Annotated in this window: 13 protein-coding genes and 1 pseudogene; 12 read left to right on the plus strand and 2 right to left on the minus strand. The window is 40.7% G+C overall.

From position 1 onward, the window contains the following. Positions 1-84 precede the first annotated feature (84 nt). The gene (locus FHG67_RS06955) at positions 85-558 is read left to right on the plus strand and encodes a HEAT repeat domain-containing protein (RefSeq protein WP_002624209.1); all 474 of its coding nucleotides are present in this window, start codon (positions 85-87) and stop codon (positions 556-558) included. Between the two features lie 347 nt (positions 559-905). On the opposite strand, the pseudogene FHG67_RS06960 reads toward FHG67_RS06955, so the two are convergent. After that, positions 906-1,217 (minus strand): annotated as a pseudogene (locus tag FHG67_RS06960) (transposase); the annotation flags it as partial. Positions 1,218-1,336: 119 nt separating this feature from the next. On the opposite strand from FHG67_RS06960, the gene FHG67_RS06965 reads away from it, so the two are divergent. Both FHG67_RS06965 and FHG67_RS06970 read left to right on the plus strand, forming a co-directional pair. Next, the gene (locus tag FHG67_RS06965) at positions 1,337-1,846 is read left to right on the plus strand and encodes a transposase (RefSeq protein ID WP_002614351.1); all 510 of its coding nucleotides are present in this window, start codon (positions 1,337-1,339) and stop codon (positions 1,844-1,846) included. 684 nt (positions 1,847-2,530) lie between these two features. After that, complete coding sequence (locus FHG67_RS06970; RefSeq protein WP_002615452.1) at positions 2,531-3,076, plus strand: YbhB/YbcL family Raf kinase inhibitor-like protein; 546 nt, start codon at positions 2,531-2,533, stop codon at positions 3,074-3,076. Positions 3,077-3,584: 508 nt separating this feature from the next. Here the strand turns inward: FHG67_RS06970 and FHG67_RS06975 are convergent. After that, entirely contained in the window at positions 3,585-4,061 is a 477-nt protein-coding gene (locus FHG67_RS06975; RefSeq protein WP_002615455.1) for a DUF4442 domain-containing protein, read from the minus strand. 630 nt (positions 4,062-4,691) lie between these two features. Between FHG67_RS06975 and FHG67_RS06980 the strand changes: the two genes are divergently transcribed. The 9 genes from FHG67_RS06980 (at position 4,692) to FHG67_RS07030 (ending at position 15,343) form a co-directional block, all read left to right on the plus strand. Next, on the plus strand, positions 4,692-5,714 hold the full coding sequence (locus tag FHG67_RS06980; RefSeq protein WP_004495760.1) for a synaptic vesicle VAT-1 family membrane protein: 1,023 nt from the start codon (positions 4,692-4,694) through the stop codon (positions 5,712-5,714). Between the two features lie 384 nt (positions 5,715-6,098). Beyond that, positions 6,099-7,040: a polyprenyl synthetase family protein gene (locus FHG67_RS06985; protein WP_004499510.1), complete on the plus strand. Its 942-nt coding sequence runs from the start codon at positions 6,099-6,101 to the stop codon at positions 7,038-7,040. Next, the gene (locus FHG67_RS06990) at positions 7,021-7,800 is read left to right on the plus strand and encodes a TlyA family RNA methyltransferase (RefSeq protein ID WP_016759650.1); all 780 of its coding nucleotides are present in this window, start codon (positions 7,021-7,023) and stop codon (positions 7,798-7,800) included. Before FHG67_RS06985 ends, FHG67_RS06990 begins: the two co-directional genes overlap by 20 nt. 778 nt (positions 7,801-8,578) lie before the next feature. Beyond that, entirely contained in the window at positions 8,579-9,805 is a 1,227-nt protein-coding gene (locus FHG67_RS07000) for an acyltransferase family protein (protein WP_142499713.1), read from the plus strand. A 350-nt stretch (positions 9,806-10,155) separates the two neighbouring features. Continuing rightward, positions 10,156-10,605, plus strand: coding sequence for a 50S ribosomal protein L13 (gene rplM, locus FHG67_RS07010; protein ID WP_002623283.1), 450 nt, complete (start codon positions 10,156-10,158; stop codon positions 10,603-10,605). A 15-nt stretch (positions 10,606-10,620) separates the two neighbouring features. Continuing rightward, entirely contained in the window at positions 10,621-11,019 is a 399-nt protein-coding gene (gene rpsI, locus FHG67_RS07015) for a 30S ribosomal protein S9 (RefSeq protein WP_002623296.1), read from the plus strand. A gap of 85 nt (positions 11,020-11,104) precedes the next feature. Then, positions 11,105-14,029, plus strand: coding sequence for an alanine--tRNA ligase (gene alaS / locus FHG67_RS07020; protein WP_142499714.1), 2,925 nt, complete (start codon positions 11,105-11,107; stop codon positions 14,027-14,029). Beyond that, the gene (locus tag FHG67_RS07025; RefSeq protein WP_002623277.1) at positions 14,026-14,517 is read left to right on the plus strand and encodes a YajQ family cyclic di-GMP-binding protein; all 492 of its coding nucleotides are present in this window, start codon (positions 14,026-14,028) and stop codon (positions 14,515-14,517) included. The genes alaS and FHG67_RS07025 overlap by 4 nt, the downstream gene beginning before the upstream one ends. A gap of 277 nt (positions 14,518-14,794) precedes the next feature. Further along, positions 14,795-15,343 carry a Uma2 family endonuclease gene (locus tag FHG67_RS07030; RefSeq protein ID WP_004499508.1) on the plus strand — a complete coding sequence of 183 codons (549 nt, stop codon included), beginning with the start codon at positions 14,795-14,797 and terminating at the stop codon, positions 15,341-15,343. Positions 15,344-15,637 lie beyond the last annotated feature (294 nt).

Genomic DNA, 15,637 nt, shown 5'->3' on the forward strand with positions numbered 1-15,637 from the left:
TCCGGGAAATCAATGATCCCCTTAGAATTTTAGATTGACTCTTACGTTTCTCTACGCGATTCTTCCGAAGGAAAGGAGTCACTCATGAAATTTCGTTCTCTTCTTATTCTTGCGCTCGCCGTTTCTTTCGCGTCCAGCGCTCTTCTTGCGGAAAAATCCACCGAAGAACATATCAAAACTCTTTCTTCCGGTTCCGATTCTGAAAAGTACGAATCCGCAGTCGCTCTTGGAAAGAATAAGGAAAAGTCCGCGATTCCGGAGCTCATCCATCTTCTCAATCGTAATAATGAACCTAAAATCGCAACGGCTGCTGCGATCGCTTTGGGGAAAATTGCGGAGCCCGGCGATGCGACGATTGCTTTGAAAAATAAAATTATTTCTTCCGAAAACGGGGATATCGTTTACGCTTCTTTGGCTTCGCTTTTGAACATCACCACAAAAAATGAAAAATTGGAAGACTCCACAAAAGAAGCCTTCGAATTCGCCGATAAAAATCGAAGAGGGGACGAGTTCGTTGCCGACTTTTTGGATCTGATCAAAAAGAAATTAAAACTTTAATTTCACGCTAAATTCTCGTTTAATCGCTTCTCCGGAAAATGAAACGGTTTTCTCGAAATTTCTTTTCGGAGAAGAAATCGAAAGCGTGAAGGTCTCCCATAGAGACGAGGCTTGAGATTTAGAGACTTTTCGCTTCACTCTTAAAAATCTGTAAAGCACCTAACTCATCGAATGTAAAAACTCGCACTGTATCTTTTTCCTCTTTGTAAAATCTATCTCAAAAGTAACTTAAGTTTGTCCGAAAACCTTGAAAAAAATCGGTTCTAACTAACGTGAAGTTCGATATACTCCAAATTCGAATTTGGATCTTTTTTCCTAGCGATGCCAGAAAGTCTTCGAGGAGAAATTCAAACGTATCGAAATCCGCAAAGCTTAGCAATGTTGTGAGCGGAACATCTTTCCGACCATTCTAGGAAAACCTTTTCAATCCCCTTTGTCAAAAACAGATTTTCTCCGCGAGATCCTTTGATTGCTCCGAAGACACCTTCAATGGAAGGAAATCTTTTGGAGTAAATGATTTTGGATCGAGGTCCACTCAGTTTCTTTCGCATTTCCATGGTATAAAAGTTGTTCATCTGATTCGGTTGATAACTTTTAGGCTGACTCGAATGGATATAGTTTCTTTTTAGATTCTTAGAATTTACCAAAATAACGTGACTACTTCAGATGAAGGTTTCAAGATAAGCACAGAAACGATCTTGGATGCATAATTATAGAAGTGCCTAAGCAGAGAAACACACAAGAATAGAATACTCCCTTAAAAAAGGGAGAGATTCCTTTGGAATGGAAACAGGATCGTAGTAAACTATCTCAAAAAGATACGGATGCCGGATGGACGAAAAAATGGAAAAAGAGTTACTATGGATACAAGAATCATATCTCCGTAGATTCGGTCAGTAAGTTCATTCATGAATATCATATAACGTCTGCGAATGTATATGATAGGGTTGCGGGCGTAAAGCTTTTAAAGAATCGAAAAAATGGGACGACATTGTATGCGAATTCTGCGTATCGAAATTGGGATACGTTCATGAGGAAAATGAAAGATAAATCTATGATAGAAAAAATTTGTTTTAAAGGATATAAAAACAGGCCTTTAACTGAAAAAGAGAAGAAAATCAACACCAGAATATCCAGAGTTCGTAGTAGAGTTGAACATGTATTTGGCGATATGAAGTCCTATTCCGGTAAAACAATAAGGACGATTGGTATAGAACGAGCAAAATTTCAAATCGGCCTTATCAATCTTGTTTTTAATTTTAGACGTTTTGCTTTCCTTCAATCCTGATATCGAGTTCTTCAGCCGATATTGTTCTTCAATGGGGAAATCGATTCTTTTATTTTTAAAAATTAAAAATCCTAAGCCTTGATGATCGTTTCCTCGGAAAAAACATTACAAAATTTTCTTTTACTCATCTCCACATCATAGAGTGTCTAAAATTCTGCGTCTAAACATGGGATTTGTGTTCAAATTAAGGGTACTCTATTTTATAGAGATCAGTAATAGAGGTTCCCTTTTTTAAATTTACCTTTGGTTTTGAAAAATTTCTCCGCGCTGTCTGAATCGCAGAATCTAAGATTATGATTTATCAATATTGGAACGATTACGGAAAGTTTGATTGAATTACTACTCGAACGCAAGAATAGAACACTATGACAAACTCATTTCGAAAATTAGAATCTTCCTTTAAAAAGTCGGGATTTCCCGATTTGACTTAATTTTTGAGAACCGCTGTACTTTTACAAAACCGACCGCCTATTTTCGAGTATTATTTTCACAGGTCCGAATAGTGGAACCTTTGGAGTGAAATTAATTCGAAAGCTTCGGGCTTTTTTCATATTCAAAATTCTTCAACTTTTAAATTCGGATCTAACTTCGTTCCAATTTTTTAGAAATTCCAAAAACTCGTCTTGCAATTCATCCGAGTTTCTGTTGAACTATAAATTTGAATTTTAATAGGAGACTCGTTTTATGAGAATCAAAGGATTCGTATTCGTATTTTTGATTTCCGCAACTTTACTTCAAGCGGAACCGTTTCAATTGAAAAGTCCCGAATTGACTTCCGGCAAACTTATCGCCAACGAACAGGTGTTTAACGGTTTCGGATGTTCCGGTGGAAACATTTCTCCCGCGTTATCTTGGACCGGTCTTCCGAAAGATACGAAGAGTATCGCCATAACCGTTTACGATCCGGACGCACCGACCGGCAGTGGATGGTGGCATTGGGTGGTTTTTAATATTCCAGCTACCACAACCTCTATTCCTGCGAACGCCGGGAACTTGGAAAAAAATCTTCTTCCCAAAGAAGCGATTCAAAGTAGAACCGACTTCGGCATGCCTGGTTACGGCGGTCCTTGTCCACCTCAAGGCCACAAACCTCATCGCTATTATTTCACCGTTTACGCTCTTAAAGATAAGATTTCGGCCGATCAGAATTCTTCTGGGGCATTGATCGGTTTTTACATCAATTCTCTTAAAATCGGTGAAGCTAAAATTTTAGCGAAATACGGTAGATAATAAATTACAAGCGATCGGAACCTGCTCTTTGATTTTTGGAGCGGGTTCTTTTATATTAACGTGAGTTCTGTATAACAAAATGCGAAAGCGATTCTATGTTGTGAAATCAACGCGATCCTTGGAGAGCGTTTCACTGAGTTTAGGCAGCAACACTTTAGTTAAAGAACTCAATGAAACGCTTTTTACGAAAGCGTTAACTCAGTGTCTCACTCCCTGAATGCCGATTCACAAAAGAGGCATTCGCTGAGTTTCCTGGGTCGTTCGACAGGTCGCGAGCCGTTGCACTTTAGTTTCTTATTCGCCCAAACTTTCTTACGGCCCTGCTCACGTTATATTAGGTACTAGTTATGTAGTTTTCAGTAATATAGGTTTTGTTTGAAATCTTCAAATACGACTGATTTGTCATAGGTTGGCATCTCATGTATTTCCAATTTTCTTTGAATTATGCATGCCTTGAATCGTTATCTCGGTTAAATCTATTTTGTTCGGTTCTTTATAGAGTCTGTCGTTATGAAGTTTTTTCTTTTTTAATTCTTTCTTTTCTTCTCACATAGACGATCTTGTCAAGTTCGGCGACTACCTTCCCCGTTTTCGCATCGTAAATTTTAGTTTGAAAAAACGCGTCTAACTTTCTTTTTTCGTCTGCTTCTTTTCGAATTCTTTCTATTTCTTTCTGAGAAATCTCAAAATCTGCATAGACTTTGCCCACTCCGGGAGTGACGAATCGAATTGTCGCGGCTTTATCCCAGACGATATATTCCTCTCCTAAATTCTCCATAAGAATAAGCATGTAAAACGGATCACACATGGAGTAAAGCGAACCGCCGAAGTGAGTTCCGACGAGGTTTTGATTCCACCAGTGGAGTTTCATAGAGAGTTGAAAATGGGTAAAATCTTTGCTGATTCTTTTGTATCGGATTCCGGCGGCAAAGTAGGGAGGATAGAAATTAAAAAAATAAAATCGAAGTCTTTTCCATAAATTCATATGATTTGGTACCAAACATTATAGTCAGATTGTCTTTTGTTATCGATTGATATGATTTTGAAACTAGAAAATAAGTGATTTGTGATGAAAATTATCTAAAACCTCCGTTTAAAAAGTATTTTGGTTTTTCGGGACCAATTCGATAGGGATGTCCGCGATAGAAATTTAAGGGCCTTTGCACGCGATTTCGAATGAGACACACTCCCGATTATCGTAAGGATATGCGGGGTTTTATCGAGTCTAAAATATTTGGCTTTGAAATATCAAAAAAATCTTATAAATTTTTTCGAAGTTTGAATAACGTGAGTTCGGCGGTTGAAAATGAGAAAGAACTTTCTAAAAGTAGGAGTTCCTAGTTTTAGAATTTGTTCGTAAAATCGCGATTTGTTGTAGTTCCCACATTTTAAGAATAGATTTACAAAGTTCAAATTCCGACGGAAAAATGAATCACGCCGAACTCACGTTAAGGCGGATCGTAATTTTAAGACTTTATCCTTTGAATCAAAAATTCGATTCAAAGGATAAAAGTATTCTTTTTTAAATTCGCTTGACCTTTCATCCGAATTTAGATTGGAACAGTTTTGAAAATTCTTCTTGCCCTCTTGTTTCGAATTTTTATAACTTCCATTCATGCAAAGAACGATCGCCCTTGTCCGAAAAAAAGGATCTCTTGAAAATGTTCGTTTGGAAACGGAAACTCTTTCTGAACCCGGTGAGAACGAAGTACAAATCGAAGTTCATTCGATCGGATTGAATTTCGCGGATCTGTTTGCGATCCAGGGATTGTATAGTGCGGTTCCGGAAGGAGCTTTTATTCCGGGACTCGAATATTCGGGAGTTGTAATCGCTGCGGGAAAAAAGGTTAAGAACATAAGGAAAAAAGATAAAATTATGGGAGTTACCCGTTTCGGCGGTTACGTCTCTCATTTGAATATCGATTCGAAATATGTGTTCAGGCTTCCTCCTAAATGGGACTTTGATCAAGGCGCTGGTTTTCTAGTGCAAGGATTGACCGCCTATTATGCGTTAGTCGCTTTAGGAGATCTTAAAAAAGGACAAACGGTTTTGATTCATAGCGCGGCCGGTGGGGTCGGAATTTTGGCAAATCGAATCGCGAAAAAATTGGGTGCGTTTACGATTGGAACGATCGGAACTTCTGCCAAAATCGATTTTCTTAAAAAAGAAGGCTACGACAAACAAATCGTCCGTTCCAACCGGTTTAAAGAGGATCTTCAAGAATCGCTTTCCGGAAGAGAATTGGATCTCGTCTTAGAATGTATCGGCGGAAAAATCTTTCAGGAAAGTTATGATGTCATGGCTCCGATGGGAAGAATGATTGTTTACGGCGCCGCGGAGATGATGGGTGGGGGCAGTGGGGTCAACTGGCTTCGACTCGCCTATAAATATTTTTCCAGGCCGAAATTGGATCCGATGCGGATGGTTTCGGATAATAAAGCGATTATGGGATTCAATCTGATTTGGCTTTATGAAAAGGTAGAAAAATTAACCAAACATCTGAACGCTCTTGTCAAACTCAATATTTCTCCGCCTCATATTGGTAAAACATTTCCGTTCGAGAGAATTGACGAAGCTCTGAAATACTTTCAATCCGGTATTTCCGTTGGAAAAGTCGTACTAAAAGTAAAATCTTAAGCGTTGAAGATCTTGCGAGTGTTTCGAAAGATTTTCCTGGGATCGTATTCGGAGATTCTCAAATACTTCGTTTTCATTGTAACTTGTTTCAAAATCTGAGAAGAAATCGGAATCAAGATTGCAAAGTCGTCGATAACAAAGCGCGGTAGTTTCCGCAGATTGCGCCTCTTTGGGAAGTGAATAGGTTTGAAATCGTCTTTTCCCCGTTACGTTACTGATCCTATAAAATAGAGTACCGTTAATTTGAGCACAAACCCCAGGTTTGGACGCAGAATTTTAGACACTCTGCTATGTAGAGATGAGTTCGCATTCTTGAGACAAGTTCTGATATGAGTGTAGGACTTTGCTTTACAATTCGAAGTTTGCTTTCAATTTGGAGACAGAGTGAGTCGATCTTCTTTTTCCGATATATTCCATTCTTATAGAGTTGTGTTTGAGAATTTTTTAAACTCTCAAACCCTTTCCATACTTTCCGAACAATCCGCCCCCGAACTTTTTGAAGCGATGAAATACAGCCTCGTTGCGGGAGGTAAACGGCTCAGGCCGGTTTTGGTATCGGCTGCTTTCGGCGGATCTGAAAACGAAACTCGAAACACCCTTCTCCTCGGGTCGTCTTTGGAATGTATACATACCTATTCTTTGATTCACGACGATCTTCCAAGTATGGACAACGACGATTTTAGAAGAGGGTTGCCGACTCTTCATAAGAAGTTTTCTGAAGCCACGGCGATTTTGGCGGGCGACGCGTTAAACTCTTTCGCGTTTTATTTTATTTCTTTGGTTCAAGGGGAAAATGAGGATTATTTTTTGCATCGGGATTTATTAGAAATTTTGCATACGGGATGTGGCGCGCCCGGAATGGTTTCCGGACAGATATATGATTTACAGATGGAAAGAAAAAATACCAAGGACCAAAATTTCAAAAGCGAACAGGAAAAGGTCGCGATGGTCCAATTGACTCATCGTTTAAAAACGGGAGCTCTCATTAAGGCGGCCTTACTTTTGGGAAATCGTCTTCGTAAGGATTGGAAAAAAAGAGAGGAGCCCTTATCCAAATATGGAGAAGACCTAGGCTTACTTTTTCAAATCACCGACGACATCTTGGACGTGGAGGGAACTCAGGAATCCTTGGGTAAAACTCCGGGTAAAGATCAAAAAACGGGTAAGATCACATATCCCGCGTTGTTGGGAATGGAGCGTTGTAAAAAAATGGTCGAGGAACTTCAAAAAAACCTAATTTCCATCTCTTCCGGTTTTGTTTCCACGGACGAAGAGATAACATTTTTTCAGGAACTTCCGATTTACATTGGCCAAAGAAAAAATTAGACTCGATGTTCTTTTACTCGAACGGGGACTTGCGGATTCCTTGGAAAAATCGAGAAGTTTGATTCTTTCCGGTTCCGTCTTGTTAAACGAACAAAAGATAACCAAAGTCGGATTAAAATTTCCAAAAGATTCGGAAATTAAAATTCTCAACATCATACCCGAATATGTGAGTAGAGGCGCGTATAAATTATTGAGGGCTTTCGAGGTTTTTCCCTTACAGGTGGATGGAAGACTTTGTATAGATCTTGGCGCTTCTACGGGAGGATTTACGCAAGTGCTTTTGGAAAAGGGGGCCTGGAAAGTTTTTGCCTGCGATGTGGGCTATGGTCAGTTAGCCGAAAAATTGCGAAACCATTCTTCCGTAATCGTGAAAGATCGTTTTCATCTGAAAAGACTGTCCGCCTTGGAAATCGAGTGGGAGACAAATCGTTTTCAGGCGCCCCGTCCCGAATCGATCGTGATTGTCGCGGATCTCAGTTTCATTTCTCTCCGATCTGTTTTTCCAGTATTTCGAAAATTGAGAGAGGAAAAATATATTCCGAAATTAGAATGTATTACTTTGATAAAGCCTCAGTTTGAGGCGGATAAAAAAGATCTTATGAAAGGGATTTTAAGGGATTCTAAAACTCGAATTAGGATCGTTCGTTCTCTCTGTAGCTATCTCAAAAAAGAGATCGGAGGTGTTGTTTTAGGCTTAGAATGGTCTCCGATTGAGGGAAGATCCGGAAATAAAGAGGTCCTTTTGTATTGGAAATTGTAGCGGGGAAAATAAGAGTTTTGAGAAACCGAAATTCATACTTTATTTTTTGCATAAGACCGTGATTGGAAAGTTTTCAAATTTTGTTCTTATATGAAATTCTAAAATTTCTCCGTGGATCATCGAATATAAAATCTCGATCGTTTTGCGGTATGCGTAGATGATTGTTTTTTGGGATTCTCGTCGTCGGAAAATCGACTCCGGGAAGAGAACGATTGAAGCGAATAAAAATTGACAAATAGGGAATCTTAAGCTTGTCGTCAAATTTTCAAAAGGAAAACGAATCATTACTGATTTCCGCATAAATAACGTGAGTGCGACGTAAGAAATTCATGATTCATTTTTTTTGTAGCGAGTTTGAATTTGAACTTTGTAAATCTATTCTTAAAATGTGGAAACTATAACAAATCGCGATTTTACGAACAAATTCTAAAAGTAGGGACTCCTACTTTTAGAAAGCTCTTTCTCATTTTCAACCGCCGAACTCACGTTAAATAGATACCATGAATTTTGAAACGAATCCCCGTTTAGACGCAGGTTCTAGAACATTTTGTCATATAGTTTTCAATAGATTCAAACGAGGGATTTGAAAGTTCACTTTACATTTTGATCCGAAAAAATACAAAGTATAAATCTTAAAAGTTTTCAGGATAATTTATAAATCGTTTTGAGAGAAGGGCTTGTTTGGAAACCATATAACGAAAGATCCTGTTTTTTATCTTCTACAAACTTTATTTGAAAATAAAATACATGATAAAATTTGAATATGAGAACGGAGTTTATGGAGCAAAAAATAGAAAATAAAAAAGGGGAAATCCCGCAGTTGAACGGATTGCGAGCGTTTGCAATTGTCGTTGTATTTGTGTATCATTATTATTTTTATTCCGGATATACCTCCGCAAATAATAATGCAATTCTCCAGGCATTTATCGAAATACTTCATCACTTTGAAGTGAACTTGTTTTTTATTCTCAGCGGCTTTTTAATTTCTATGGCCTTGTGGAAAGAATGGTCGGAGAATGGAAAAATTCGTTATTTGGATTTTTTCTTAAGGAGGAATTATAGATTACTTCCTGTTTATTATCTTTTTATCACGATTAGTTATTTGATAAATCGAATTTCCTATTCTATGAGTGAAAAATGGGTGGCGACAAAAAAGTTATCCGTACCCGAAACATTGATGGCTTTGAATGTTCTGGAGAGTACGGATAACGGTTTGCGAAACGCTTGGGCCGATTTCGTTTTTCTTGGGAATTATCTAAGAGGGCCTAATATTCATACTTGGTTCCTGTCCATAATAGAACAATTTTATCTGATATTTCCTTTTTTCTGCGGATTCATTCTGTTTAAGCGGGATTTTTTTACAAGACAATGTATTCTTTGGGGATTGTATTCGATTCCCGGTTTGTTGAGAGTTTGTATTTATCTTAGTCCGGATATTTTTGGAACGGATTATGAAACCTTGGTTTTCCGCCCTACGCATACTCGCGCGGATTCGATTGTTATGGGAGTGATTCTCATGGATTGGATTGTCAATCGCCGAGACTATTTGAAAAGATATCTATCGGGTCGTGCGGCGAGTTTTTTATTGATTCTATTACCCTTTTTGATTTTAGTTTTTATTAATTTAAAAAGTGAATCCATTTATTCTTTTTTTTCAGGGACGATAAGATTCAACTTAATTGATTTCGTTTATTCCCTTATTCTTTTATCGGTGATCTTTTTTCCTAACACTCTTTTGGCCAAAGGGTTAAGTCTAAAATTTGTTACTCCGATCGCAAATCTGAGTTATACGATTTATATATGGCACTTACTTCTTTCCTTAATTTCTTTTGGCGTGTTAAAAGTTTTGTTGCCCGATCTTTTTGAAACCGGCCTAACTTTTTTTGTTTTAAGCCTTCCGCTGAGTTTTCTTTTTACCTTTGGGGTTTCTTGGTTGATACATCGATATATTGAGGAGCCGTTGAGCCGCCTTTTTAAAAAGATTTTTTCGTCCTCGTCTCGGTGAAGTTCATTTATCTTGTATAAGGAAACTTTTCCGGTATACTTTTACCATTATTCCTTTTGAAGAATTTTCGGGAACTTCTGCCGGGATCCGCTTGCACTTTATGCGTGAGAGTTTCTGCGTTTTCGCAAATTCTGGGATCGAAAGTTGCGTAGACGGAGAAATGCGGGAACTACCGCAAAACTCTGCGGACTCGGAATCAAAAAAGCGGAACTTGAATACCGATTCTTTAAATTGCGGATCAAATTCCGATTTGTATCCGTGTCAAATCGAACCGGAATGGACCTTTCGGCTCTTTTTTCTTGACTTTGGGGGTCAAAGCGAAAATCTGTCCTCTACAGGACGATATTTTCATGTCAGTATTATCAAAAGCGCATAGAACTCCTTCTCTTACGAAAGAAAATGCCTTAAAAGGCTGGTTCGTAGTGGATGCGGAAGGAAAAACTCTGGGAAGACTCGCTTCCGGGATCGCCGCAAGACTTCGCGGAAAACACAAAGCCACCTTTACTCCGAACCAAGATTGCGGAGACAATATCATCGTTATCAACGCTTCCAAAGTGAAAGTAACGGGCAATAAGGAAATGCAAAAGATGTATTATCATCACTCTCGTTATCCGGGAGGGATGACCGAAACCGTGTTCAAGGATTTGATTGCAAAACAACCGGAAAAGGTAATCTACGAAGCGGTAAAAGGAATGCTTCCCAAAAGCAAACTCGGAGCTAAAATTCTCACCCACTGTAAAATCTTTTCGGGTGCGGAACACAACCTCCAGGCGCAAAAGCCTGTGAAACTGGAAATCTAAGGAGACCTGATAAGAATGGCATCCACAAAAGAAATTTGGGCCGTAGGAAGAAGAAAGACTTCCGTTGCTCGCGCGAAAATCAAAGAAGGTTCCGGTAAAATCACCGTTAACCACAAAGATATCAAAGATTATCTTCAAAACCGCAAAGCAATCATTGACGAAGCGATTCGTCCTCTTTCTCTTTTGAACGTTCAGGACAAATATGATTTGAATCTGAACGTAACCGGAGGAGGAATTACCGGCCAAGTAGGAGCGATCCGTCATGCGCTCGCAAGAGCGATTTGCAGGATTAAGCCGGAGTTCCGTCCAACCGTAAAAAAAGAAGGGTTCTTAACTCGGGATCCAAGAATGGTGGAAAGAAAGAAATACGGTCTGCACAAAGCGAGAAGAGGAACTCAGTTCTCCAAACGTTAAGTTTCTTTTTTATTTCATTTCGTTTTTGAAATGCCTGAATCTCTTTCGTCCAGAGTTTCAGGCATTTTTTGATTTTAGAGGTATCATGAAACGCCAATCCGTAGCGGAAATCCGCGAAATCTTTTTAAACTACTTCAAAGACAAGGCTCATAGCGTGGTTTCGTCGTCTTCCCTTCTTCCCGCGGGAGATCCCACACTTTTGTTCACGACTGCGGGAATGGTGCAATTCAAACCGTTCTTTACCGGAGCGGTCGAGCTTCCTTATACTAGAGCGGCTTCCTGTCAAAAATGTCTTCGGACTACCGATCTCGAAGTGGTCGGTAAAACGGAGCGTCATTGTACGTTTTTCGAAATGCTCGGAAATTTCAGTTTCGGAGATTATTTCAAGGAAGAAGCGATTACATACGCGCTCGATTGTTCCGTAAATCATTTCGGGTTCGATAAGGATAAGATTTGGGTTACGGTTTATACGGACGACGACGAGGCGGAAAAAATCTGGCTTTCCAAGGGAATCCCCAAAGACCGCATAACGCGCTTAGGAAAAAAGGATAACTTTTGGGGGCCCGCGGGGGATAGCGGGGCCTGCGGTCCTTGTTCGGAACTCTATTTGGATCGGGGGATTGAGAAAGGCGGACCGAACTGCGCCACTAGCGGAACCTGTAGACCCGGTTGCGACTGCGATCGTTTTTTAGAATTTTGGAATATAGTATTCAACCAATTCAATCAGGATACGGAAGGAAATCTCCAACCGCTCAAACAAACCGGGATCGACACCGGTTCCGGTTTGGAACGAGTCGCTCTTTTGTTACAGGGAGTAGATTCCGTTTACGATACCGACGAACTTCGCAAGATCATTTCTTTTTACGAAGAATTATCCGGAATCCCCTACGAAACGATTTCGTCCGGAGTTCAGGCTCGGAGAAATGACACTAAACCAATTACAGATAATAGGAAAACCGCATTTAGAGTCGTAACCGATCATATTCGTTCTGTGTTGTTTTCGATCGGAGACGGAATTTATCCGGACAGAACCGGAAGAGGTTACGTGATCCGCCGTTTGATTCGCCGTGCGACTCTTTTCGGGAGAAAGTTGAACTTCAGAGAACCGTTTCTTTATAAACTCGTCGATAAGGTCGTAGAGATTTACAAACCGCGTTATCCGGAACTTGGAAAGAACGCCTCCGCGATCGCAAAGACCATTCTCGCGGAAGAAGAACTCTTCTTAAAAACATTGGAACTCGGCCTCGAAAAGATCGAGTTTCTCGTTCAGAAAACGAAATCTGCCGGCAAGCCGATCTTTTCCGGAGCGGATGCGTTCTTACTTTATGGGACTTACGGTTTCCCTGCGGAGATGACAGAGGAAATCGTATTGGAACAGGGGCTTGGTTTCGACAAAGAGGGATTTCAGGAGGAACTGGAAAAGGACAGGCAGGTTTCCCGCGAATCCTGGAAAGTCAATAAGATCTCTTTAATGACGGGGCAGGAGACGGGAAAGACGGAGTTTCTGGGTTATTCTTCTGTATTAGAAAAAGGGAATATTGCGCATTTATTCTACAGATTTTCCCGAAGCTCGGATTCTATATCGCAAAAAGATTCAAAGCTACCCCCCATTGAGCAACCTGAATTGCGCTCCTTGGGAAACAAAGATGAGATGGGTTCTTACGATTATAAACCTTCTTCTACTTTGAAAGAAGGACAATCGGGCGTGATCGTTCTAAACAAAACTCCTTTTTATCCGGAAGGAGGGGGACAGGTCGGGGATACCGGCTTCTTACGTCAGGGAAAAAACGTATTCAAGGTTTTGGACACGCAAAAAGAAAACGACGTCATTCTTCATTTTGGAGAGGTTTTGAGTGGGGAGTTCTCCGTTGCCCAGGAACTTGAGGCCGAAGTGGAGGCGACTCGCAGAGAGAGGCTTAGATTTCATCATTCGGGGACCCACCTTTTAAACGGAGCGCTTCGAACTCTTCTAGGAGACCATGTCCTACAAAAAGGTTCCGTCGTTTCTCCCGAGTATCTTCGTTTTGATTTTTCTCACCCTTCCTCGCTTACTTCGGAAGAAATTCGCAAAATAGAATCCTGGGTCAACGAATCGATTCGGAAGGATTTCCAAGTGGAGACTAAGGAGCTTGGAATCGACGACGCGAAAAAAACCGGAGCCATCGCGACCTTCGGTGAAAAATACGGAGATCGAGTGAGAGTCGTCCAGATGGGAGACGTTTCGGTCGAGTTTTGCGGCGGAACTCATGTTTCCCACACGGGAGAGATTGGATATTTTTTTATTAAAAAAGAGTCTTCTCCGGGTGCGGGTAATCGTCGTATCGAAGCCGTATGCGGTCCGGCGGTGATCGAAACGTTCCAAAATCGTTTTGCGGAGCTCACCGAGTCCGTGCAAAATTTAAACTTGAAAATCAAATCGGAGTTAGGCGGAGAGGAAAAAAATCTTCTGATAACGTCTCATGTTCCCGGACCGGAGGAAATTCGAGAAAAGCTTGAAAGAGAAGGAGCATCTGCGGTTGCATTTTTCCGAGATCTTTCCGAAGGTATTGTTTTCAAAATCGAGGAAAATACTTCTTTATTCTTAAAAGCAAAAAAAAGTTTGGAATCGAGAGATTTTGAAAATAATAATTCTGTAATCGAAAAAGTTTTTTCTTCTTCGATCGAAACTGGAATCGGTAAGATCGTTTCCGCAATCTTCGATGACAAGGATCCGAATTCTCTCAAGGGTCTTTCGGATAATCTCAAAGTTCGGGAAAAAAATCTTCTCGTGATTCTCGGAAGTAAGAATGCGGATAACGCGAGTGTCGTGATCACTTGTTCCGCACAACTCGTTTCTAAGGGAATTCATTGCGGGAATTTGGTCAGAGCCGTCTGCGAGATGTTAGGTGGTAAGGGCGGGGGAAAGCCGGACATGGCTCAAGGCGGCGGTAAGGAAAAGCAGAACTTGGAATCCGCAATCTCTTTCGCGATCCAATTAGCAAAACAAACTTTAACCGGAGAAAAAGTATGAGCGATCCATCCTTTGACGTAGTGTCCGAAATCAGTAAGCCGGAATTGACCAACGCGGTGACTCAGGCTCTCGGAGAGATCAAGAACCGTTTTGATTTTAAGGGTTCCAAATCGGATATTCAACTCGAAGACGAACAACTCGTTTTGGTTTCGGACAACGAGGCCAAACTCGAAAGTGTGATCGACGTTCTTGTTTCCAAGATGGCAAAGCGAGGGATCGGATTGAAGAATTTCGATTTCAAATCCAAGGTCGAACCCGCGACAGGTGGAACCGTTCGGATGAAAGTAAAGATCCGAAAGGGTATGGAAAAAGAACAGACTAAAGAAGTCACCCGAGTCATCAAAGATTCCAAGCTCAAGGTCAACGTCGCGATTATGGGAGAATCCGTTCGAGTCACCGGTAAGAAAAAAGACGATCTTCAGGAAGTGATTCATCTTTTGAAGAATGCGGATCTTCCATTCGACGTTCAGTTTACGAACTACAAGTAACGGTATGTCGCGTATCGGAACACCGAACTGCTGCATCCCGGCATCAAAGAAATCACCGCTTTTTCGAACCGACCTTCTACTTGACACAGTTACGATTCTCTGTCAAACTTATCGAGCGACCTAAGTTACGACCCGTAGGGAGTAACTTGTGAGTTCAGGGAGCGAGATAGCCTGAGATAGCGGAGCGTTATCGAAGGCGATCAGCGAAGCTGATCAAATTGAAACAACGCAATCTAAATTTTTGAATTCAAAACAGATTTAAGAGATGAGTTCCGCTATGCATACGACCGAATTAAAAACGGATAAAGATCTGGTCCAACTTCCGGAAGGAACCTTGGCGGAGCTTTTGGATGGTGAAATATTTATGGTTCCTGCTCCGGTTCCCGAACACCAAAGAGTGTCCGGAAAACTCTATGCAATTCTTTTAAACTTCGTCGAAAATCGAAGTTTGGGCGAAGTGTTTTACTCCCTGATTGACGTATTTCTCGACGAACACAATGTGGTTCAACCCGATCTGATCTTTATTGCAAAGGCGCGAAATGCCATCATCCAAGAAAAAAGAATCGAAGGCGCGCCCGATTGGGTCGCCGAAATTCTTTCGGAAGGAAACGCATACCACGACCTGAAAACCAAAAAGAAACTCTACGAAAAACACGGAGTCCGGGAATATTGGATCGTAGATCCGATGGAACGTTCGGTGGAGATCTATCAAAACGGAACATCCGGTTTTACTCTTATCGCTTCCGCGGATTCGGGTACGGTCGAGTCTAAAATCCTCGACGGATTTTCTCTGGAAGTGCAAAGTCTTTTCACGAAATCGCTTTGAATCTTCAATGAGTGTCCATTCATTGCAACGATAAATGCGGTTTTTATTCTTATCGAATTGTTTTCAAAGGAAATTGCACGTTTGAATGCTCTTTTCAAAGCCACCAATCCGTTCTTCCGAAAATTTAGCGCTTGCCCAAAACCTGAAAAGAAGTCAGCTCCGATCGTTTCCTAAGTTCGTAATAAAAGACGTGAATTCGATCTAAGAAAATTTGGGCGAATCCGGCCTTTGCTTGCAAAGGCCGGACCGCGCTTTCAGCTTCAGTCAATAAATTGCATGAAAGAAACGTAATGC

It is taken from the genome of Leptospira weilii (genome assembly GCF_006874765.1).
Classification (GTDB): Bacteria; Spirochaetota; Leptospiria; order Leptospirales; family Leptospiraceae; genus Leptospira; species Leptospira weilii.